This is a genomic window from Gemmiger formicilis (genome assembly GCF_016901605.1).
GTDB classification, from domain to species: domain Bacteria; phylum Bacillota; class Clostridia; order Oscillospirales; family Ruminococcaceae; genus Gemmiger; species Gemmiger formicilis_B.
The window spans coordinates 1-218 of record NZ_JACJKP010000970.1 but is presented as its reverse complement, the minus strand read 5'-3'; the positions used below and the strand labels follow the sequence as shown (position 1 = coordinate 218).

The following is a 218-nucleotide window of genomic DNA, read 5'->3' as shown; positions in this document are numbered from 1 at the left end:
TCTTTCATAGGTTGCGGGGCCATGCGCGGGTAAATGCAGCTGGAGCCGAGAAACTCCAATTTTTTGCATCCATTTTGCCAGGCAGAATGGATCACATTCATTTCCAGCGTCATGCCCACCAATTTGTATGGCCCCAATGACAACTACCATCCTACCCACAGCCACGTGGTGCCGGCTTTGATTCGCCGTTTTCATGAGGCCAAGGAACAGAATCTTCC

Annotated in this window: 1 protein-coding gene and 1 pseudogene; one reads left to right on the top strand and one right to left on the bottom strand. The window is 50.9% G+C overall.

The features are described 5' to 3' along the window. A pseudogene (locus tag H6B10_RS17440) lies at window positions 1-113 on the bottom strand (GDP-L-fucose synthase); the annotation flags it as partial. On the opposite strand from H6B10_RS17440, the gene H6B10_RS17435 reads away from it, so the two are divergent. Beyond that, on the top strand, window positions 112-218 hold a 107-nt coding region (locus H6B10_RS17435; RefSeq protein WP_430661803.1), incomplete at its 3' end, for an NAD-dependent epimerase/dehydratase family protein. The pseudogene H6B10_RS17440 and the gene H6B10_RS17435 sit on opposite strands and share 2 nt — an antisense overlap.